Origin of the sequence: Streptomyces azureus, assembly GCF_001270025.1 — a bacterium.
Taxonomy (GTDB): Bacteria; Actinomycetota; Actinomycetes; order Streptomycetales; family Streptomycetaceae; genus Streptomyces; species Streptomyces azureus.
In genome coordinates, this window is sequence record NZ_DF968216.1 from 45794 (window position 1) to 65949 (window position 20156).

Annotated in this window: 21 protein-coding genes and 1 pseudogene; 13 read left to right on the forward strand and 9 right to left on the reverse strand. The window is 72.0% G+C overall.

The window, feature by feature from the left end; genetic code table 11:
• The first annotated feature begins 29 nt into the window (after positions 1-29).
• From AOQ53_RS05700 to AOQ53_RS05715, 4 genes are all read left to right on the forward strand, one after another.
• The gene (locus tag AOQ53_RS05700) at positions 30-272 is read left to right on the forward strand and encodes a DUF397 domain-containing protein (protein ID WP_010033039.1); all 243 of its coding nucleotides are present in this window, start codon (positions 30-32) and stop codon (positions 270-272) included.
• A 184-nt stretch (positions 273-456) separates the two neighbouring features.
• On the forward strand, positions 457-1359 hold the full coding sequence (locus AOQ53_RS05705) for a universal stress protein (protein WP_059415512.1): 903 nt from the start codon (positions 457-459) through the stop codon (positions 1357-1359).
• Positions 1360-1399: 40 nt separating this feature from the next.
• The gene (locus AOQ53_RS05710) at positions 1400-1999 is read left to right on the forward strand and encodes a CGNR zinc finger domain-containing protein (RefSeq protein WP_078945172.1); all 600 of its coding nucleotides are present in this window, start codon (positions 1400-1402) and stop codon (positions 1997-1999) included.
• 59 nt (positions 2000-2058) lie between these two features.
• Positions 2059-2556, forward strand: a complete 498-nt coding sequence (locus AOQ53_RS05715) for a hypothetical protein (protein WP_010033043.1) — start codon at positions 2059-2061, stop codon at positions 2554-2556.
• A 72-nt stretch (positions 2557-2628) separates the two neighbouring features.
• Here AOQ53_RS05715 and AOQ53_RS05720 read toward each other — a convergent pair whose 3' ends face one another.
• The gene (locus AOQ53_RS05720) at positions 2629-3768 is read right to left on the reverse strand and encodes an aminoglycoside phosphotransferase family protein (protein ID WP_059415516.1); all 1140 of its coding nucleotides are present in this window, start codon (positions 3766-3768) and stop codon (positions 2629-2631) included.
• A gap of 234 nt (positions 3769-4002) precedes the next feature.
• Between AOQ53_RS05720 and AOQ53_RS05725 the strand changes: the two genes are divergently transcribed.
• Positions 4003-5496 carry a DNA-binding protein NsdB gene (locus AOQ53_RS05725; protein WP_059415518.1) on the forward strand — a complete coding sequence of 498 codons (1494 nt, stop codon included), beginning with the start codon at positions 4003-4005 and terminating at the stop codon, positions 5494-5496.
• A gap of 5 nt (positions 5497-5501) precedes the next feature.
• On the opposite strand, the gene AOQ53_RS05730 is transcribed toward AOQ53_RS05725, so the two are convergent.
• Together AOQ53_RS05730 and AOQ53_RS05735 are read right to left on the reverse strand one after the other, a co-directional pair.
• A complete protein-coding gene (locus AOQ53_RS05730) occupies positions 5502-6908 on the reverse strand; it encodes a PP2C family protein-serine/threonine phosphatase (protein ID WP_059415520.1) in 1407 nt (468 codons plus the stop codon).
• Positions 6909-7179: 271 nt separating this feature from the next.
• The gene (locus tag AOQ53_RS05735; RefSeq protein ID WP_059415522.1) at positions 7180-8274 is read right to left on the reverse strand and encodes a baeRF3 domain-containing protein; all 1095 of its coding nucleotides are present in this window, start codon (positions 8272-8274) and stop codon (positions 7180-7182) included.
• Between the two features lie 272 nt (positions 8275-8546).
• Here AOQ53_RS05735 and AOQ53_RS05740 point away from each other — a divergent pair.
• Positions 8547-9092, forward strand: a pseudogene (locus tag AOQ53_RS05740) (asparagine synthetase B family protein); the annotation flags it as partial.
• A 270-nt stretch (positions 9093-9362) separates the two neighbouring features.
• Here AOQ53_RS05740 and AOQ53_RS05745 read toward each other — a convergent pair.
• Positions 9363-10934, reverse strand: a complete 1572-nt coding sequence (locus AOQ53_RS05745) for an alpha/beta hydrolase (RefSeq protein WP_059415526.1) — start codon at positions 10932-10934, stop codon at positions 9363-9365.
• A gap of 274 nt (positions 10935-11208) precedes the next feature.
• On the opposite strand from AOQ53_RS05745, the gene AOQ53_RS47630 reads away from it, so the two are divergent.
• Positions 11209-11871: a chaplin gene (locus AOQ53_RS47630; protein WP_078945173.1), complete on the forward strand. Its 663-nt coding sequence runs from the start codon at positions 11209-11211 to the stop codon at positions 11869-11871.
• A 565-nt stretch (positions 11872-12436) separates the two neighbouring features.
• On the opposite strand, the gene AOQ53_RS05755 is transcribed toward AOQ53_RS47630, so the two are convergent.
• The 3 genes from AOQ53_RS05755 to AOQ53_RS05770 all read right to left on the reverse strand — a co-directional run bounded on the left by AOQ53_RS05755 (position 12437) and on the right by AOQ53_RS05770 (position 14691).
• Positions 12437-13195: a methyltransferase gene (locus AOQ53_RS05755; protein ID WP_059415530.1), complete on the reverse strand. Its 759-nt coding sequence runs from the start codon at positions 13193-13195 to the stop codon at positions 12437-12439.
• Positions 13196-13201: 6 nt separating this feature from the next.
• The gene (locus AOQ53_RS45820; protein WP_059415532.1) at positions 13202-13561 is read right to left on the reverse strand and encodes a PLP-dependent aminotransferase family protein; all 360 of its coding nucleotides are present in this window, start codon (positions 13559-13561) and stop codon (positions 13202-13204) included.
• 644 nt (positions 13562-14205) lie between these two features.
• Positions 14206-14691, reverse strand: a complete 486-nt coding sequence (locus tag AOQ53_RS05770) for a nucleoside deaminase (RefSeq protein WP_059415536.1) — start codon at positions 14689-14691, stop codon at positions 14206-14208.
• A gap of 115 nt (positions 14692-14806) precedes the next feature.
• Between AOQ53_RS05770 and AOQ53_RS05775 the strand changes: the two genes are divergently transcribed.
• Both AOQ53_RS05775 and AOQ53_RS05780 read left to right on the forward strand, forming a co-directional pair.
• Positions 14807-15592: a GNAT family N-acetyltransferase gene (locus tag AOQ53_RS05775; RefSeq protein ID WP_059415538.1), complete on the forward strand. Its 786-nt coding sequence runs from the start codon at positions 14807-14809 to the stop codon at positions 15590-15592.
• 59 nt (positions 15593-15651) lie between these two features.
• A complete protein-coding gene (locus tag AOQ53_RS05780) occupies positions 15652-16575 on the forward strand; it encodes an NAD-dependent epimerase/dehydratase family protein (RefSeq protein WP_059415644.1) in 924 nt (307 codons plus the stop codon).
• A gap of 137 nt (positions 16576-16712) precedes the next feature.
• Here AOQ53_RS05780 and AOQ53_RS05785 read toward each other — a convergent pair whose 3' ends face one another.
• Positions 16713-16976 (reverse strand): GlsB/YeaQ/YmgE family stress response membrane protein, encoded by a 264-nt coding sequence (locus tag AOQ53_RS05785; protein ID WP_059415539.1) that lies wholly within the window; start codon positions 16974-16976, stop codon positions 16713-16715.
• A 125-nt stretch (positions 16977-17101) separates the two neighbouring features.
• The gene (locus tag AOQ53_RS05790) at positions 17102-17542 is read right to left on the reverse strand and encodes an SPW repeat protein (RefSeq protein WP_059415541.1); all 441 of its coding nucleotides are present in this window, start codon (positions 17540-17542) and stop codon (positions 17102-17104) included.
• A 225-nt stretch (positions 17543-17767) separates the two neighbouring features.
• On the opposite strand from AOQ53_RS05790, the gene AOQ53_RS05795 reads away from it, so the two are divergent.
• The 4 genes from AOQ53_RS05795 to AOQ53_RS05805 all read left to right on the forward strand — a co-directional run bounded on the left by AOQ53_RS05795 (position 17768) and on the right by AOQ53_RS05805 (position 20153).
• Positions 17768-17953: a hypothetical protein gene (locus tag AOQ53_RS05795; RefSeq protein WP_059415543.1), complete on the forward strand. Its 186-nt coding sequence runs from the start codon at positions 17768-17770 to the stop codon at positions 17951-17953.
• 153 nt (positions 17954-18106) lie between these two features.
• A complete protein-coding gene (locus AOQ53_RS47965; protein ID WP_351405193.1) occupies positions 18107-18184 on the forward strand; it encodes a putative leader peptide in 78 nt (25 codons plus the stop codon).
• A gap of 190 nt (positions 18185-18374) precedes the next feature.
• On the forward strand, positions 18375-18929 hold the full coding sequence (ssuE, locus tag AOQ53_RS05800) for an NADPH-dependent FMN reductase (protein ID WP_059415544.1): 555 nt from the start codon (positions 18375-18377) through the stop codon (positions 18927-18929).
• Positions 18930-18980: 51 nt separating this feature from the next.
• On the forward strand, positions 18981-20153 hold the full coding sequence (locus tag AOQ53_RS05805) for an LLM class flavin-dependent oxidoreductase (RefSeq protein ID WP_059415546.1): 1173 nt from the start codon (positions 18981-18983) through the stop codon (positions 20151-20153).
• Positions 20154-20156 lie beyond the last annotated feature (3 nt).

Sequence of the window (20156 nt, forward strand, 5' to 3'; positions counted from 1 at the left end):
GCGGACGACGAACCGGGAGGAGCACGGACGTGGCCGAGACCACCACCCAGCAGCGCCCGCTCACGGGCTGGGACAAGCCGGAGCTGGACCTCACCAACGCACAGTGGCAGTCCAGCAGCCGGGGGCGGGGGGATGTCCAGATCGCCTTCGTCGAGGGCTTCATCGCCATGCGGAACAGTGCCCGCCCGGAGAGCCCCTCTCTGATCTTCACGCCCGCCGAGTGGGGCGCGTTCGTGTCGGGAGCGCGGGAAGGGGAGTTCGACCTCACCTGACGCGCTGCCGTGCGACCTCGACGGCGGCACCCTGGGAACCGTTCCGGACGGCCGTGACCCCACGGCCGATCCGGGGGTGTTCCGCCCGCATTTGCGGACACGCGACCTGAGACGTCCTCCCGGGGCCCCGCCTGAGCCAGGCTGAGCCCGGAGGCACGGTCGTATTCCGGAAGGCGAGGAACCCATGAGCACCCTGCCGGTCATCGCGGCGGTCGACGGTTCGGACCACAGCATGCGTGCCCTGGAGTGGGCCCTCGACGCGGCCCGCCGGCGTTCGGCACCTCTGCGTGTGGTGCACGTACGCCAGTACGCCCACTGGGCGCAGCCCGAGGTGCTCGCGGCCGGACCGCCGGACCCGCAGGACGACCCGGTGCTCGACCGGGTCCGCGCCGGCCTGGAGGGCCTCGACGATCTGCCGGACACGGAGTACCTCGGCCTGGAGGGCGCGCCCGGCGCCGTCCTGCCCGAACAGAGCGCCTCCGCCCAGCTGCTGGTCCTGGGCTCCCGGGGCCGCGGCGGCTTCGCCGGCCTGCTGCTCGGCTCCAACGGCATCGCCGCCGCCCGCGACGCCGAATGCGCCGTCGTGGTGGTGCCCCGGCCCGGACGCGAGGTCCAGGGCGGGACCGGGGGCGGCCCCGGCTCGCGCGTGGTCGTCGGCCTGAAGGTGGACGGCCCCGACGAGGCCACGCTCGAGTTCGCCTTCGCGGAGGCCGCCCGGCGCGGCGCCCGGCTCCAGGCGGTCGCCGCCTACCCGTGGCCCGCGCAGCCCTGGATGACGCCCGGCGAACTGCCACCGCCGATCGTCGACCAGGACGTGATCGAGGACGAGACCCGGATCCTCGCCGAGGGCTTCCTCGCCCCGTACCGCGAACGGCACCCCGACGTCCCGGTCGAGCCCGTCGCGGCGGCGGGCGACGCCGCCGGACACCTCGTGGCGGCCTCCCCGGGCGCCGACCTCGTCGTCGTGGGCCGCCACCGGCGGCACCTGCTGGCACCCGCACGCATGCTCGGCTCGGTCACCCACGCCGTCCTGCTGCACGCCGCGAGCCCCGTCGCGGTGGTCCCGCCGGCACCGCCGGAGGAGTGACCCCGCTGTAATGGATACCGGCAGGCCTATCATTAGGCACATGCGGGAACCGATCAGCAGGGACGCCCGGCTCGCCCTGGACCTGGCCCTCACCGTCCGGCACGACGCCAACGGCGGTGTCGCCGACGACCTGACCGAACCGGCCGGCCTGACCGCCTGGGTCCGGACACACCCCGAGGTCCTGCCGGACGCCGGCCGTTTCACCGCCGACGCCGCGCAGCTCGCCGCCGTCCGAGACCTGCGGGCCGCCGTCCGCGCGCTCTTCGCCCGCGCCGTGCGCCCCGGCGAGCCGAGCCCCGCCGACGCGACCCGCCTCCTGCCCGTACCCGAGGCCGTACGGCGCCTCAACGAGGCCGCCGCCCGAATCCCCACCGTGCCCGTCCTGGACTGGCCCGAGGGGGCCGGACCCGACGTCCGCCGACAGCCCGTACGCGCCGGCGACGACCTGACGGCCGCCCTCGCACACGCCGTGATCGTGTTCCTCGCGAGCCCCGACCGCGACCGGCTGCGGGCCTGCCACGCGCCCCGCTGCGTGCGGTACTTCCTCAAGGACCACCCGCGCCAGGAGTGGTGCAAACCGTCCTGCGGCAACCGCGCCCGGGTGGCCCGCCACCACCAACGGCACCGGACGACGGTGTAGCTGCGATCGGGTCACCGCCCTCCCGACACTTCGCAGGCCGGGCCACGTACCATGGCGGCATGTCGTTCCTCCGCCGCCGCAGCGCCACGCCCGCCGGGCCCGACTTCGACGTACTGGCCATGGACCCGGGCGACTGGCCCGGCAACCTCGGTGCGGGACTGCTGCCCGCCCCCGACGGCACTTGCCAGGGCGTCTTCCTGCGTTACGACCTGTTCGGCGGCCGCGGCCCCGCCATGATCATCGGCAATCTGCCGGAGGGCTCCCCGGCCCGCGAGGTCCCCGAGGGACAGGTCCCCTTCGAGGTGGCGCAGCTGCTGCTGGCACTGGAGAACGACGAGGAGGTCACCGTCGTCGGCACCGAGGACGTGCCGGTGATGCAGGGCGACAACCTCCTGATCGTGCGCCGCGTCAAGCTCTCCGAGGGCCGCATCTCCTGCGTGCAGTTCGACCGCAGCGACAACGTCCTGGTGACCATCGCCGCCTGGGACCGCCCCATCACGGACGACCTCTACGCCCTCCTCAAACCACTGCCCGCGGAGCTCTTCCAGCAGGGCTGAACCCGGCGGCAGCCCGCACACGAAAGGGCCGCTGTGCGCCTGACCAGGCGCACAGCGGCCTCTTCGTCCCCGTCAGCGAGTGCCGACCGCCGCGCGCACGGCCCGCCGGGCCATCTGGCAGTCGTCGTGCAGCCGCCGCAGCAGCAGCCGCTGCTCCTCGCCGGACGGCGCAGCACCAGGGTGGGCCGTACCCGGTGCCGCCGGGGTCGCGTCGTGCATCGAACGCTGCACGGCCGTCTCGTACGTACGGATCTCCCGGGTCAGTACCAGCATCAGGTTCACCAGGAAGGCATCCCTGGACGCCGGGCCCGCCGACTGGGCGATCTGGCTGATCTGGCGACGTGCCACCGGCGCGTCCCCGAGCACCGACCACAGCGTCGCCAGGTCGTACCCCGGCAGATACCAGCCCGCGTGTTCCCAGTCCACCAGCACTGGACCGGCCGGTGACAGGAGGATGTTCGACAACAGTGCGTCGCCGTGGCAGAACTGGCCCATGCCCTGCCGCCCGGCTGCCTGAGCGATGCCGTGCAGCAGCTTCTGGAGATCACCCAGGTCCCGGTCGGTGAGCAGGCCCAGCTCGTGGTACCGCGAAATGCGGGCCGCGTAGTCCAGCGGTGCGTCGAAGGTGCCCGTCGGCGGCCGCCAGGCGTTCAGCCGGCAGATCGCGCCGAGTGCCGCCCTGATGTCCGCCCGCGGTGGCGCCTCGGCCGGGTGCCGCTGGAGCGCCGCCACCCGCCCCGGCATCCGCTCGATCACCAGTGTGCAGTTGTCCGGGTCCGCCGCGATCAGTCTCGGCACCCGCACCGGAGGGCGGTGCCGGACGAACGAGCGGTACGCCGCTATCTCGTGGCGGATCCGCTCGGACCAGGCGGGGGAGTGGTCCAGTAAACACTTGGCGACGGCCGAGCTGCGACCGGTCGTACCGACCAGGAGCACGGCCCGTCCGTTGCGGCGCAGGACCTGCACCGGGGCGAACTCCGGGCAGATGCGGTGCACCGACGCGATCGCCGTGCGCAGCTGCGCTCCCTGGGGGCCGGACAAGTCGAGTCTCCCGCTGAGCGGTTGGGTGCCGAGTACCGCGCCGCGCCGTGCCCTGCCCGCACCGAGCACGGGGGACGCCGAACGCGCGGGGGCGAGGTAGGGGCCGCTGTCCGTGGGACGGGAGTGCAGCGACCGGGGCGGTGCGGACACGGAGGACGATGCTGCGTACATGGGTTGAACAGATCCCTTCGTGTGCCTGCGACGACAACGCACCACCCGGCCCGGGCTCCCGGGAGCACCCTGGGGAATGTCCCTGCGGCGACCGGGTCGGGGTGGCGCGTTCCTACCTGACACCCGATGCCCAGTGGCACACCATCTGGCGCACCCTGGCGAACCCTGGCGAATAGTCGCCCGGCAAGTCTCCCCGGGCTACTGTCAACTCAGCCGAGAACCTGGGGGCTTGACGTGAGCGGACAACCCAACACCCGGCTCGCGGACCTGTTCGGCCTGGCCGGCTGGTCCAAGGGCGAACTCGCGAGGCTGGTCAACCGGCAGGCGGCGGCCATGGGCCACCCCCAGCTGTCGACCGACACCTCCCGGGTGCGGCGTTGGATCGACATGGGAGAGATCCCGCGCGATCCGGTACCGCGGGTGCTGGCGGCTCTGTTCACCGAGCGTCTCGGCCGTGTCGTGACCATTGAGGACCTCGGTCTGGTCCGGCACGGGCGTGCGGGGAAACGGCAGGGCGGCGGGAGTGCGGAGTCTCCCGACGGAGTGCCGTGGGCGCCCGAGCGGACCGCCGCGGTCCTCACCGAATTCACGGGAATGGACCTCATGCTCAACCGACGCGGCTTGGTGGGCGCGGGCGCCGCGCTCGCCGCGGGATCCGCACTCAGCAGCGCCATGTACGACTGGCTGCACACCGACCCTGCCCTGACCGCCGACGCTCCCGACCTCGATCATCCCCTGCACGCCGACCCCGCTGGGTTCGACCGCTACGAGGCCGCCCCCATCGGGTCGCAGGAGATCGAGGAACTGGAGCGCTCGGTCGAGGTGTTCCGCGCCTGGGACGCGGCCCGCGGCGGCGGGCTCCAGCGCAAGGCCGTGGTGGGCCAGCTCAACGAGGTGGGCGGCATGCTCGCCTACCGTCACCCACCCCATCTCCAGCGGCGCCTGTGGGGCGTCGCGGCCAACCTGGCCGTTCTCGCGGGCTGGATGTCGCACGACGTCGGCCTGGAGCCCACGGCCCAGAAGTACTTCGTCATCGCCGCGCACGCGGCCAGAGAGGGCGGGGACCGGCCCCGCGCGGGCGAGGCACTCTCCCGCGCGGCCCGCCAGATGGTGCACCTGGGCCGGCCGGACGACGCCCTGGACCTGATGAAGCTGGCCCAGTCCGGCTCCGGCGAGGAGGTGCTGCCGCGCACCAAGGCCATGCTGTGCACCGTGGAGGCCTGGGCGCAGGCCTCCATGGGCAAGGGCCAGGCGATGCGACGCACCCTGGGGCAGGCGGAGGACCTCTTCGTCTCCGACAAGGGTGACGTCCCGGCGCCGAGCTGGATGCAACTGTTCGACGAGGCCGACCTGTACGGAATGCAGGCCCTGTCCTACCGCACGCTGGCGGAGTTCGAACCGGACGCGGCCGTGCACGCGCAGTACTACGCGGAGAGGGCTCTCGCCCTGCGGATCGACGGGCGGCAGCGGTCGAAGATCTTCGACTACCTGTCCATGGCCTCGGCCTGCTTCATCGCCGACGACCCCGAACAGGCGGACCGGTACGCGAGGTTGGCCCTGGTGTCGATGGGATCGAACTCCTCGCACCGCACCTGGGACCGGCTGCGCCAGATGTACCGGCTCACGGCCGAGTACTCCGGCTACCCGAAGATCCAGGAGCTGCGGGAGGAGATCAAACTCGCGCTTCCGAAGACGAAGGGCAGGGGCGGCAACAACGCACAGACCTGAGATTCCTATGAGGTGACTTTGGCGACGAGCACGCAGGCGTTGTCCGCTCGATCGCTCGCGCCGAACTCCTGGACGACCGTCCGCAGGCAGTCCTCCGCGGTGCGGTCAGCGGCCAGGCGCGGCGCCAGGCCGAGGAGGAGGTTCGCGGCAGCTGTTCCGGTGTGCCCGGGTACCAGCCCGTCGGTGTGCAGGAGCAGCAGGTCGCCCACCTCGAGGGTCTCTTCGGTCTGCCCGTAGACGGCGCCCGAGGTGGCGCCGAGCAGGACGCCGTCCGGTGCGTTCAGCACGCGCCCCGTCCCGTCGCGGAACAGCAGCGGGGCGGGGTGTCCGGCCTGCGCCCAGACCAGGGTGCGGGTCCCGGGGCGGTAGCGGCAGCAGACGGCGCTGCCGAGGGTGGGTTGCACGGTGGCGTCGAGTAACTGGTTCAGCCAGGCCATCAGCCGGCCGGGCGGGGCGCCGGCCATGGCCATGCCGCGTACGGCACCGAGCAGCATCGCCATGTTCGACGTGACGCCGACGCCGTGTCCGGTGAGGTCGCCGACGCCGAGGAGCGTCTCGCCGTCGGTCAGTTCGAGCGCGTCGTACCAGTCGCCGCCGATCAGCGTGTTCGTGGACGCCGGCAGGTGCCGGGCCACGAGGTCGAGGGTCCTGGGACCCTGGCACGGGAGCCGCAGGGAGCCGCGCCACTGCGGCAGCACGGCCTCCTGCAACTCGACCGCGATCCGGTGCTCGGTCTGCGCTTCCTGCCGCCGGTCGGTGAGCGAGTCACGGGTCTCGCTCACCTCCCGCTGGCTGCGGCGCAGTTCGCTGACGTCCCGCAGCACGGCCCACATCGACGCGGTGCTTCCGTCAGTGTCGAGGACCGGTTCGCCCATCATGTGCACGGTCCGTACGTCGCCGTCCCGACGTGCGATGCGGAACTCGCCGTCGATGGGCCGGGCGTCGACGAGGCAGTTCGTGACCATCGCCGTCAGCTTCGGCCGGTCCTCGTCGAGCACCAGGGACGGCAGCTCGTCAAGGGTGAGCGGGGGAGCGGCGGGGCCGCGGCCCAGGATCTGGTAGAGCTCCCGGGACCAACTGGCCTCGTCCGTCAGCAGGTTCCACTCGGCGCTGCCGACCCGGCTGAGCAGGGAGCCGGGTGCGGGCGCGGCGGTTTCGGGGGCCGCCGTGGGCAGGGGCTCGTCCCGCAGCTGGGCCAGGTACTCGTCGAGGTCGTTGAGCTGGTGCAGGGCCAGGTCGCACAGGGCGCGCTGCCAGCGTCCCCGGGGGTGGTCCGATCCGTCCTCCTCGGCGTCGCGCCGCACGGCGTCCACGTCGCCCTTGAGCCGCCGCGTCTGCGATATCAGCGACTCGACCGAGCCGCGTCCGGGCGGCTGGGCGGCTGGGCGGTCCGCGGAGAGGTGGGACGGCATGACGCACTCCGATGCGGGGACGGTTCGACCAAGGCGGACGGAGGGACCGTTACGACTGTTGCACAGCCCGCGACGCCCTGTAAGGGAATCGGCAACACACGATACGGTGGTGCTTCTGGCATATGCCATAGTCTCACGGAGTTACTCCGAGGTAGGTGCGGAGCAGGCTCCCCGGAGGATCAAGTCGTAGATTACACAGGGAGTTTGACGACCCGTCGGGAAGGCGGCACTCAGTTGCCGCGAGTGTTCGACGACCCTGTGTTCGATGGTTTCAGTACCGCAGAACTCCTGCGATGCCGTCCGCCTCACGGAGTGTGCCGTCCGGTACGAAGCGGACGTCGGCTCCGGTCTCCAGGCACTGCTCGACGATCTCGTCCACGATGTCCTCGCGGCCCTCGAGGTCGCCGCTCTCGGCGAGGATCAGATGGTCCCCGGCCTCGCGGACCGTCACCCGGTAGTTCTCCTCGACGGCCAGCAGCCGGACACGGCCGTCCCGGGCGCTCTGCCAGAGCTCGTCGACACCGGCGGCGAACTCCCTCCGCCCGCGGGCTGTTTCGAGGGTGCGGGTCACGGCTTCCGTGTTCCTGCGGGCCTCCGTCTCGATCACGGGCCGAACGGCCTGCCACACGGACTCGGGCGTCCCGTGTGCGAGACCGCCGTGCGGGACGTGCACCGCCCCCTTGGTGGCGCTTCCGACCTCGTCCAGCAGGGCGAGGGCGGCCGGCGGGCCGGTGACGTACAGCGGTCGCGGGTGCTCGCGCAGGACGGTGCTCATCGCGGTGTCGGCCTCACGCAGGAACTGGCGGGTGCGCTCCTCCCGGAAGGCGCTCGCCAGGTCGCCGACCCGCTGCTGCCGTTCCGGGTCGAAGTTCTCCACGCGGCGGGTCAACGGGAAGCCGTCGGCGCGTTCCTCGGCGACGCGGTCGACACCGCCGTTCCACAGGGTGGCGCGGTCGGCGGAGAGCGACAGCACCCAGAACGGCCGCTCCGCCGTCTGGGCGGAGACGAGGTTGCGGGTGAGGAAGGTGTCCGAGAGCACCACGCGTTCGGGCACGGGCCGGGCGAGCGACCACACCTGGTGCTCGCCGGAAGCGGCGAAGATCGCCAGGCCGTCCTCGGCGTGCGTCAGATCGACCTCGGACAGGGCCTGGTCGAGGTGCCGGGCGACCTCGGCCCGTCGTTCGCGGCTTACCGCCGGATCCGCCTCCAGTTGTCGCTTGGCCTCGGCCACCGCGTTGCGCAGCCGGACCTGGTCCTGGGTCTTGTAGGGATCGCGCCGGTGGGTCGGCGTCAGCACGGAGACCGCGGGGTAGGGGCGCGGGCGCCGCAGCTCGGCAAGGGTCGCGGGACTCATAACGTGCTCCATGACAGAACGATAGAACCGATTCACCATTGGGGCATTTGGGGCAACCGTCCCACCGGTTCGGGTGTGTGGGGATGCGGCCGCGTCGCCCGGGAGTTGGGGAAGTTTTTGCCGCTGGCCGATTTCCGACGGAGACCCCCGTCAGGGAGCGGATCCTCGGACATTGCGCGTGCAAATTTCGGGAACCGGGGGGTAGGTCGCGCTCAGGTTGCAGGCGAGTCGACCGGAGGCCGGTCGCTGTCGCACGCTCGAAATCTAGATGGTCAATACAGCTGATTTGCGGAGATGCGCGTACGTGCGACGTCGGCTGGGTCTCCTTCGACCGCGACCTGAGTGCCGACGCAGCGACCCTGGACGCGATGACCGAGACGATGGGCTGCTGCGGACCGGACGACCGCGGCGTCTGGGCTGAGGGGCCCGCCGGCCTCGGACACCGCAGGCTCCTGATCATCGACCTGCCCGGCGGCCGCCAGCCCATGACCGCCGCCATCCCGCACGGCACCGTCGCCCTCGTCTACTCCGGCGAGGCCTACAACCTCACCGAACTGCGCGGTGAGCTCACCACCCGCGGCCACCGCTTCACCACCGACTCCGACACCGAGGTCGTCCTGCGCGGCCATCTCGAGTGGGGCGATGCCGTCGCCGAGCGCGTGAACGGCATGTATGCCTTCGCCGTCTGGGACGGCCGCACCGACCGGCTCGTGCTGATCCGCGACCGCATGGGCATCAAGCCCCTCTACTACCACCCCACTCCCGACGGCGTCCTGTTCGGCTCCGAGTCGAAGGCGATCCTCGCCAACCCGCTGGCCCGCCGGCGCGTGGCGTCAAGAGCCCCTACGCGTCCACGCAGGGCCCGAAGTACGCGGTCGCCCTCCGGAACCAGGCGAAGGATCTCCTGGCGCGGCCGGACCACCCGGTCTTCGACCTCGTCGACCCCGAACGGCTCCGGCAGGCCGCGCACCGCGACACTCCCGTGAGCAGCCAGGCGGCACGGCGGGGCCTGGAGCGGACCGGCGACCTGGCGATGTGGCTGGACCTCTACGCACCCGAGGTCTCACTCGCCTGACCATGGGGCCCGTGGCCGCACCCGCTCACTCGGAGTCGTGGTCGGAGCCGCAGGAACTGCCGTCCGGCGGAAGAGTGCCGTACAGCAGGAACGCGTCGACCTTGCGGTGCACGCACTTGGAGGAGCCGTAGCCGGTGTGGCCCTCGCTCCGGTTGTCGAGCACCACGGCCGACGACCCGATCCGCTCGGCCGTCTCCACCGTCCAGCGGTACGGCGTGGCCGGGTCGCCCCGCGTGCCGACGAGCAGCATCCTCGGGGCATCGAGGTCCTTGACCTCGTCACGGATGAAGTCGGTGCCCTTGGGGCGGCCGTAGCACATCAGCACCTGGGTGAGCCGGTACCGGCCGAAGACCGGCGACGCCCGCTCGTAGCGGGCGCGCAGCCGGCCGAGGTCCCTGCCGACCTGCGCGGCGGAGGGGCGGTCGGGATCGTCCGCGCAGTTGACCGCCATCAGCGCCGCCGACAGGTTGTCCGGGGGCACGTCCTGCGGGTCGACGAGCCCGCCGTGGGCCGCCCGCCACGGGGGAAGGCCGACGCCTCCGGACGCGAAGGCCTCCAGGCGGCTGGTGTCGCCGTCCTCGAGCAGTTGCGCGACGGCCCGCTGGAGCGAGGGCCACAGCTCCTTGCTGTACAGCCCCTGTGCGAGGGCGCCCGCGAAGTCCTGGCCGGAGAACGCCTCGCCGAAGTCGGTCGGCACCGGGTCCTCGTCGAGCGACTCGACCACCTGGACGACGTGCTCCCTGGCCTCCCGCGGATTCTGCCCGAACGGGCAGGCGATGTCCTCCGTGCACCAGGCGAGGAAGTTCTCCAACGCGGTCTGCTGCCCCTGTGCGCTCACCACACCCTGCTCGGACAGCGGCTCTGTGAGTGTGTCGACGCCGTCCAGCGCCATCCTGCCGACCTTGTCGGGGAACTGGGCCGCGTACACCGCGCCGAGCCGGCTGCCGTAGGAGAAGCCCAGGTAGTTGAGCTCGCCGTCGCCGAGCGCGTCGCGCATGACGTCCAGGTCGCGGGCGGCGTTCACCGTGCCGATGTGGCGCAGGACGGCACCCGAGTGCTCGGTGCACTCGGCCGCCGCGTCGCGCAGCTTTTCGAGCACGGCCTGCGGATCGGCCACGGCGGCGTCGCCGTCCGTCGCGTCCAGTGGGTCGTCCGGAGCGTTGCCGCAGCTGACCGGCGAGGAGCGACCGACGCCCCGGGGGTCGAAGGCGACCACGTCGTAGCCGTTCGTCAGGCCCATGAAGTCCTTGCCGGCCATGGCGAGCTGGCCCACGCCCTGACCGCCCGGGCCGCCGAAGTTCAGCAACAGCGACCCCCGGGACTTTCCCGTGGCCCGGTAGCGGGCCAGGGCGAGATCGAGGGTCCCCTTCCCGGGTTCGGCGTAGTCGAGGGGGACGGTGACCTTGCCGCACTGGAGGTCCTTCGGCATGTCCTCGCCCTCGCACGCCGACCACTTGACCTTCTGGTCGTAGAAGCGCCCCAGGCCGGGCCCGGGGCCGTCCGCCGCCGGCAGCCCCGCACCCAGCAGGGCGAGCCCGGCCGCACAGGGGACCGCGCAGCGCCTCACCGTGGGGCGCGTGGACAGCTTGGCCAGCATCGATGCCTCCAGGGGGCGCCCCGCAGCGGACCGGGGACCGGCGCCCTCGCTCACCATAAGCGGGCACCGGGAGCCGCGCCTCCGGACGGGCGGGCGTGGGCGGAGTGCCCTATGCTGCGCGGCCGCGTCGCGTATACGAAGGGCTTTACCGCTAGTTCGACAACCGGGCCGCTCGATGGAGTGAAAGGCCGATAAGCCATAACTCGGATCGGCTGTCCGCGTTTTATCTCGTGCGGGCGAGTGCCCGCGACGATGTCTGGAAGGCAGGGAACCTATGAAACGGGTTACCCGAAACGGCGTGATCGCCGTCGCCGCCGCCTCTGGCGCGATGGCCCTGACCGTCCCCGCGTACGCCGGTTCCGGGGCGGACGGCTCGGCGGCCGGTTCGCCCGGGGTGGTCTCCGGCAACACTGTCCAGCTGCCGGTGCACGTCCCGGTGAACGCGTGCGGGAACACCGTGAACGTGGTGGGGCTCCTCAACCCCGCCGCGGGCAACAGCTGCGCGAACAAGGACGACGGGCGGGCAGGCCGGCCCGGCAAGCCCGGCGGCGCGGTCGCGGAAGGCAGCGGAAAGCATTCACCGGGTGTGGTCTCCGGCAACGGCGTGCAGTTGCCCGTCGACGTGCCGGTCAACGTCACCGGCAACACCGTGAACGTGGTCGGCGCCGGCAACGCGTCGACCGGAAACGAGTCCTCGAACACACCGGGCGACCGCCCGGTCCGCCCCCACCACCCACCGGAGCCGGCCTCGAAGCCGCCCACTCCACCCCGGCCTCACCCGGCCCCCGAACCCGCCCCACACACGGCCCCCCGTGCCACCGGCGCCTTGGCACGCACAGGCACGGACCACACCCTCCAGGCCGTCGCGGCGAGCGCGGCACTGGTGGTCGGGGGAGTCGTCCTGCGCCGGCGCTTCCGGCCGGGGGCGGACGGCTGAACGGACGGCCGGCGGCGTTCCGCTGCGCGGCTTCCGGAGCTGCCTCGCCGTTTTCGTCGGACTCGTCGGACTCGTCAGGCGAGTCCGACCACGGCCGGGGCACCGACGGCCCTGCGGGCCAGGGCTCGACTGCCCGCCTGCCGGGGTCCGGAGGGCTCCGCCGCCGAGGTCCTGCCGCCCGGGTGCCGAAGGGCGCAGTCCTGGCGGCCCCACCGACGGAGATTCCACGGTGCCCGTGCCGCGGCTGATGCAGCGGATCCTTCGTGTCCCAGCGGGCGCCCTCACACGACGCCGCTCACGCGCCCGTCGGCCGCGCCGTCCCCTGCGGTCGCGCCGGACGGCGTCGCCGATGGGGCCGGGGCCGGGCGGGTCAGTGCCCGTACCCTCGGCGGTGCCGCTGGGATCGTCGGCGGCGCTCCGTTTCGTGTTCGTGCTCGGGCAGCCGCCCGTGGGCGGCGGAGCCTCGGTCCGCTCAGCGCACGGCCATGATCGTCGACGGCGAAACCTCGCCCGCTCGGCCCGCAGCCGGAGCCGCCGCAGGTCCCGGTCGGTTGCCGGGTGACCGTCAGTGACGGCCGGACCAGTGCCCTAAGACCGCCTCCGCCACCCCCGTCAGCAGCACCATCCCGGAATCGCCGTAGTCCGGCAGGGTCGGGTCCGTGTCGATGTGGGTGACGTCCAGGTCGCGGGTCAGGGGGGTGAAGACTTCTGTCACGGTTGCCGGGCTGACCGGGCAGCCGGGCCAGCGGGAGGCCGGGCCGATGCGGTGCGTCGGCATGTTCTCCATGAACGCGGCGACCAGGTGGCCGCCCGGCTCGACGGTGCGGACGAAGGTGCGGCAGAAGTCGGCGAACTCGGCGAAGTCCTCCGTCGCGCCCTCGGCGACGAAGTGCATGGAGGCGAGTTCGTACGAGCCGGGTGGCAGGGTCCGGACGTCGGCGTGGACGACGTTCACATGCGCCAGCGCCCCGGCCAGGGTCGCCGGCACGTCCGGGTTGAGCCGCCGGCACAGCGCGTGGAAGGGGAGCCAGCTCGCGTCGAGGCGGTGGCAGATCTGGTCCTGGAGGTAGGCGACGTTGCTCGCGCCCGCCTCCACGGCGTCGATCTTGCGGCTCGCGCCGGACGCGAGGATCAACGGGTAAAGGTTGGGACCCGCTCCCAACTCCACCGAGCGGGCGATGGCGCCGCGCGGGAAGCGGCGGTAGAACGCGCTGTGGTGCGCGATGACCGCCGCGTCCGAGGGATGCACCTCGCGGTAGTTCTCGCGGAGGTAGTCGGCGACCGGCCAGCGGTCCCAGTCCACGTCGTCGTTGTGTGTCGTCATGGCCGTCTAGCCCTTCAGCCGCAGCGGGAAACGCTCGGACAGCCGGGTCAGGGTCCCGTTCAGGCGGTCGATGTCGTCGTCGGAGGTGAGCACCGTGAGCTGGATGCGGAAGCCCACCCGGTCACGGGGCACGAGCGGATAGCCGGCGAGCGTCACGTAGATGCCACCGCCCACGAGCACGATGCCGTCGTACGACCCCCCGGTGTGCCGCACCACGCAGTTGCCGCGCATGCCGTACGGGCAGGTCTCGCCCGGCCCGCGTTCGCCGATCACGCCGAAGCCGTGCGCGTCGTCGACGTACAGGGTCGCTCCTTCGGCCCGGCACACCGCGGCCAGCGCGGGCAGGTCGGGGATGCTGCCGCTCATGCTTTGCGCCGTCCATGCACACCAGCCGGGGCGTGCCCGGCGGCACCCCGGACAGCAGGGCACGCAGCTCGTCGAGCCGCTCCGCGTGGAAGCGGCGCAGGGTGGCGCCCTGGGTACGGGCCGCCACGCAGCCGTCGTAGACGGCCCAGTGCGCGGTCGCCTCCACGAAGACGTGCCCGTCCTCGGCGCCGGCGCCGGGATCACCGAGGCGTGCACCAGCGTCAGCGTGGGCAGCAGCAGCGCGTCCGGCGCGCACAGCAGCGCGGCGAGCCGCTCCTCGATGCCGGGGTACAGCCGCGGACTGCCCAGCAGCCGCGACCAGCCGGGGTGCGTGCCCCACTGGCGTACCGCGGGATCGACGGCATCCACGATCTCCGGTTCCCAGTCGAACCCCAGGCAGTCGCAGGACGCGAAGTCGCACGGTCATGTACACGATTGTGGCGACCGAGACGAAGGCGATCGGGGCGGCCCTCAGCCGACGTGCTGACAGCAAGGACATGCGTCTCCCCCCGTCGGGGAGACCGAGGCATACGCCTGGTCTGTTTAATTCGATCGTACGTTCGGCCGCGCCGCCCTGCATCTCGGCCGGTCCCCCGGCCCGGGCGGAGGGGGTCAGCCTGACGGGCCGGTACCGGCCGGGTGTCTCAGTCGCGTCCTCGATGGAACCGGACGTGCAACTCCCTCACCCGTTCCGCCAGTTCGGGCACCGGACCGTCCACGACTACGCCTGGTGCCACCTCGTGGACGGGGAGTGTCCGCACCGGCGGGGCGGGGATTCCCAACTCGCTCATCCAGGATGTGAGTTGTTCGGAGGAGGCGACGTAGACGATGCGCCCCAGACCGACCCAGGCGTGCGCGGCCGCACACATCGGGCAGTGCTCGCCGGAGGTGTAGACCGTGGCCGCCGCCCGCTCCTCGGGCGTGAGGCGGGCCGCCGACCAGCGCGCCAGCTCGAACTCGGGGTGCCGCGTGCGATCGCCCGAGGCCACCCGGTTGTGGTCCTCGCCGAGGACCGTGCCGTCCCCGCCGACCAGGACCGAACCGAACGGCTCGTCCCCGGCTTCGAGCGCCTCGGCCGCGAGCTCCACGCAGCGGCGCAGGTACGGCAGTTCCGTGTCCTTCACGACCATGGTGCCGGGCCCTTCCTGGTGACGACGTGATCGACAGGACTGTACGGCCGCCGGGGCGTACGGCCGCACCGGAAAACGAGTTGCCCGGCCCCCCGGCGCCTGCTGAGGTGTGCCCATGGCTCATACGGATCACCCCGCGCTGCTCGCCCTGTTCGACCGTGAGCTGCGCGAGGGGGCGCGGCCGGACGACCCCGGCGGCCGCGTCGAGCGGACCGGCGGCGTGGTGCGCTGCGTCGCCACCGCGCAGGGCTGGAACGGCGTCGTGTGGTCCGCTCTCGACGAGGCTGAGGCGGACGCGGCGATCGCCGCGCAGATCGCCCACTACACCGGACTCGGCCTCGAATTCGAGTGGAAGCTGTACGGACACGACCGGCCGGCGGATCTCGGGCAGCGGCTGCGTGCGGCCGGGTTCAGGCCCGAACCCGAGGAGACGCTGATGATCGGCGAGATCGGCGAGCTGGTTCTCGACGCCGAACCGCCGCCGGGCGTCCGTCTGGAGCCGGTCACCGATCCGACGGGTGTGGACCTCGTGGCCGATGTCCACGAGAAGGCGTTCGGTGCGGACAGCTCCTGGCTGCGCGACCAGCTCCTCGCCCGGCTCTCGGCCGACCCGGACACTGTCGTCGCCGTCGTGGCGATGGCCGGCGACGAGCCGGTGAGCGCGGCCCGCATGGAACTGGTGCCCGGCACGCGGTTCGCCGGCCTGTGGGGCGGCGGCACCGTCGAGAGCTGGCGCGGCCGCGGCGTCTACCGCGCCCTGGTGGCCCACCGCGCCCGCGCCGCCGCGGCACGCGGCTACCGCTACCTCCAGGTCGACGCCTCCAGCCAGAGCCGCCCCATCCTGGAACACCTGGGCTTCACCCCGCTGACCACGACGACGCCCTACCTGTACACGCCGTAGCCGGTCGGCCGCCCCCGCCCGGATGTCACATCCACGCCCGCCCGGTCCGTCGCATGGTCATGACGACGATCCAGAAGAACCAGAGCATCCTCCTCGCCGGCGCGAGCGGCGTCCTCGGCCGGCACGTCACCCGCGCCCTGACCGAGGCGGGCCACAAGGTCACCGGACTGGGCCGGAGCCCCGGCAACGGCATCCGCGCCGACCTCATGGACCGCGCCGCGCTGCTGCGCGCCGTCGACGGACACCACTTCGACACCGTGATCCACGCCGCGACCGCCCTGCGCAAGCCCCCCATGCGCGACCGCGACATGTTCGCCACCGATGCGCTGCGCACCGAGGGCACGGCCCACCTCGTCGAAGCCGCCCGGGTCACCGGCGCCCGCCGCTTCGTCGTGGAGTCGATGGTCTTCGGCTACGGCTACGGGGACCACGGCGACCGCCCGGTCATCGAGGACGACCCCTTCGGCCCGCGCGGCAGGACCCCTCGGCTGGAGCGGCACATCGCGGCCATGCGGACCAAGGAGCGGCTCGCCTTCGGGGCCGAGGCGCTGGAGGGCATCGCGCTCCGCTTCGGCGTGTTCTACGGCCCCGGCGGCACAGACGCCCTGCTGCCCCTGCTGCGCAGGCGGCAACTGCCCGTGCCCGCCGACCGCGGCCGGGTGCTGCCGTGGGTGGAGCTCACCGACGCGGCCCGCGCGGTGGTCGCCGCCGTGGAACGCGGCCGGTCCGGGCAGGCGTACAACATCGCCGACCGCACCCCGCTCGGCCTCCGCGCCCATGTCGAGAGCGTGGCCGGGGTGTTCGGACTGCCGAAGCCGATGACCGTACCGCTGTGGCTGGTGAACCCCATGTCGTACATGCACACGGTGGTGTCGTCGCGGCTGGTGGTGTCCTGTGCCAAGGCGGAACGCGAGCTGGGCTGGACGCCGCTGTACCCGTCCAGCCGTGAGGGGCTCGCGGCGATGCGGTCGGCGGGCCGCTGATGCCGGCGGACATACGGCTCCGGCGTGCCGGGCCGCCGGGTCACGGCACGCCGGGCGCCATGTGTCTCCTCGTGTCACGCACGTGCTGCGGCCACGCCGTACTGTCGCTGTCGTGACGCCGTCGCCGTCCTACGCGGTCAGCGGCGTGCCTTCGAGCGGTCCAGTGCGGCGACGCCGAGCGCGGCGAGACCGATCTGGATGAGCCACTCGACCCAGTCGACGCCCTTGGTGTCGGCGACGTCGAACGCGGCGGCGATCGCGGAGCCGACCAGCGCGGCAATGATGCCGACGAGGATCGTCCACAGGATTCCGATCCGCTGACGGCCCGGGACCACGAGCCGGCCGAGGACGCCGATGACGATGCCGATCACGATCGCACTGATGATGCCGTCGACTTCCATCTCCGCCCCTTCTCCTCGGGACCCCCGCGGTAGTGCGTGTGCCCGCTGACGGCCGGCACACGCCGGTGCGGACATGGAGAGGCCGGTCCGGGCGCGGACCGGCCTTCGGCTTGCTTCCGGTGGGCCTAGGACCTCGTGGAGGCCTTCGCCGCCGTGCCGGCGCAGACCAGACCCAGAATCACGGCCAGTGCACCGATGATGATGTTGTTCCACACGACGCCGGTGTCCGGGCTCTCGCCGACGACCCACGGCGAGATGATCATCCACACCCCGAGTGCGCACATGGCCCAGCTCAGGCCGTACATACGCTCCGGAGCGCGAGTGAACCCGAGCGCCAGGAGACCGATCGCGATGCCCATGATCAGGTTGTGTGTCACGAGCGGCGGCTGGCTGGTCGTGTAGTGGACTATCCACGGGGAGGCCGCGCAGTACAGACCGAGCAGGAACACCGGTCCGTCCACGAGCGCCACATCGCGACCACCGAGCACGCGGGCGTACCGATCCCGCATCTCGGAGGCATCAGGGTGGCTGGTTATGTCACCTCTGGTGGGCGAGACGTTGGCCATGATTCGTCTCCTTCGTCTTGCAGGGCGACCGCGTCTGGTGGGTGTGCGGTAAGCGCCGCGTAAGTTCATTCTGCGCTTATTTATCCTTTATGTGTAGAGGTCGGTGGAGGTGTGAACCTCTACCGGGCGGTACATGTCCAGGCGGATCGGGGGCAACCGGATGTGTACGACAGTGACGGATCGACGTCGTCGGGAGGCGGCGCGGGACAGGGGAGGGCAGCGGACGTGTCTGCGGCCATCGGCGCGAAGGTGTTGGAGCGGTTCCCGGCGGGAGCTCCGCGCGGATCATGGCCGGCGGAGGAGTACGCGGCCCGCCGCCGCGCCGAGGGCGAGCCGGCCACCGTCGTGATGGACCTGGAGTCGGACGCCTTCCTCGTGGTGGTTCCGTCGGACGGCGACCGAAGCGACTGAGACGACTGAATGGCGTCGAAGGCTGAAATCCATGGCCCTTGGAACCCAGGGTCCTGAAATCCGGGGTCGTGAAATCCATCGTCCGGGATACGAGATGAGCCGCGATCTCCTTGACGGCCGTCGTCTTCCGCTGCCACGATCCATGGCATGACCATGCGACTGGACCTCACGCGGCGACGCCACGTCGACCTCGCACGCGTCTCCAGCGCTTCCTGTCGCGCCGCAGCCTGAGTCTCCCGGCTCGCCGCTTCTCCCCACCGCCGCATTCGCCGTCGGCTGATCACCGTCGCGCCGACGGCACGTCATGCGCGGTGCGTTTTCCTCACGCCTGAATTCTGCACTCAGTCACGCCCGTTGAATGCGGCGTCCCCGAATTCGGCGTTGCCACGCGCAGTCGCGCCCTCTCCCGGAAAGAGACCCCATGGCCACCGTCCTGTCCGTCTCCGGCAGCCCCTCCGCCTCCTCCCGCACCAACCGACTTCTGCGCCACCTGGACGAGCGGCTGTCCGCACAGGGCCATGACGTGATCCCCCTCGACGTCCGCGCCATCCCCGCCGAGGCGCTGTTCGGCGCGGACTTCCGCCACCCCGCGATCGTCGAGGCCACCGACCTGTTCGCACATGCCGACGGCGTCGTCGTCGGCACCCCCGTTTACAAGGCGTCCTACTCCGGTGTCCTCAAGGCACTGCTGGACCTGCTCCCTCAGTACGCACTCACTGGCAAGACCGTGCTGCCGCTCGCCACCGGCGGCAGCATCGCCCATGTCCTGGCCATCGACTACGCCCTGCGCCCGGTGCTCGCCTCCATGGGCGCGGCCCACATAGTGCAGGGCTGGTTCACCCTCGACAAGGACATCACCGTGCACGACGACGGGTTCCTGACCGTCGCGCCGGCCGCCGCCGAGGCGCTCACCCAGGTCGTCGACCAGTTCTCCGCGGCGCTCGACCGCACCCCGCTCCTGGCCGTGGCGGGCTGACACCCGCCGGCCGCCGCGCCGACGAACGTTCCACACCGATCGGAGATCCCCGTGTCCCTCACCTTCCACTGGTTCCTGCCCACCAACGGCGACAGCCGCCATGTCGTCGGCGGCGGCCACGGCACCCCGGCCACCGCGTCCGGCCGGGACCGGCCGCCGACGGTCGCCTACCTGAGCCAGATCGCCCGCGCCGCCGAGGAGGTGGGTTTCGCCGGGGCCCTCACGCCCACCGGCGCCTGGTGCGAGGACGCGTGGCTCACCACCGCGATGGTCGGCCAGCACACCGAACGCCTGAAGTTCCTCGTGGCCTTCCGGCCCGGACTGATCTCGCCCACCCTGGCCGCGCAGATGGCCTCCACCTTCCAGCGGCAGACCGGCGGACGGCTGCTGCTCAACGTCGTCACCGGCGGCGAGAACCAGGAACAGCGCGCTTTTGGTGACTTCCTCGACAAGGACAGCCGGTATCGCCGGACCGGTGAATTCCTGCACGTCGTAAGGGAGTTGTGGCACGGCAAGACCGTCGACCTGCACGGTGAGCACCTCCGGGTGCAGGGCGCGGCACTCTCCCGCGTGCCCGACCCCGTGCCCCAGGTGTACTTCGGTGGTTCCTCGCCCATCGCCGGTGAGATCGCCGCCCGGCACGCCGACGTCTATCTCACCTGGGGTGAGCCGCCCGCCCAGGTCGCTGAGAAGCTCGACCGGATCCGCTCGCTGGCCGCCGCCGAGGGCCGCACCCTCCGCTTCGGCATCCGGTTGCACGTCATCACCCGCGACACCGCCGAGCAGGCCTGGGCCGAGGCGAACCGGCTGCTGGACGGATTCGACCCGCAGACCGTGGCGTCGGTGCAGGCCGGGCTCGCCCGCAGCGAGTCCGAGGGCCAGCGGCGCATGCTCGCCCTGCACGGCGGCGGCAGCCGCGAGCGCCTGGAGATCCACCCCAACCTGTGGGCCGGCATCGGCCTGGTGCGCGGCGGCGCGGGCACCGCCCTGGTCGGCAGCCACGACGAGGTCGCGGAGCGGATCAAGGAGTACCAGGCCCTCGGCATCGAGGAGTTCATCCTCTCCGGCTACCCCCACCTGGAGGAGGCGTACTGGTTCGGCGAGGGCGTGCTGCCGCGCCTCGCCGCACAAGGGCTGTGGCGGCACCCCGCGGACAAGGACGCCGCACCCACCGCACCCACGACGCCCACCGAACCCGCCGTGCTCGCGCCCTTCGCGGGCTAGGGC